Source organism: Telluria sp. AZSoR62 (assembly GCF_058111565.1).
Map to the genome: position 1 here is coordinate 1 of NZ_JBYTST010000351.1, position 265 is coordinate 265.

A 265-nucleotide genomic window follows, 5' to 3' on the forward strand; every position below is an offset into this window, starting at 1 on the left:
GAGAACCGGCCCCTGCCTCTGTGAAAACGCCGGGCTGCCCTCTCTGAGCTGGCCGCAGCCCTTGAGCCGCGTGAGCCTACCGAGCCCCCGCAGCAGTGATTTCCGACACCGGCGCTTCCGCCGACCGTTCCTGTTCGGGTAGTTCGCCACGGAACGCGCGGAGCATGGCTTCACGGTCGAACTGGCCCTCCCACTTGGCCACCACAAACGTGGCAACACAGTTCCCCAGCAGGTTCACCGAGACACGCATGGAGTCCATAAGCCG

1 pseudogene is annotated in these 265 nt (G+C 65.3%); it reads right to left on the reverse strand.

From position 1 onward, the window contains the following. Positions 1 to 76: 76 nt before the first annotated feature. A pseudogene (locus tag AC3XQU_RS24080) lies at positions 77 to 265 on the reverse strand (C4-dicarboxylate transporter DctA); the annotation flags it as partial.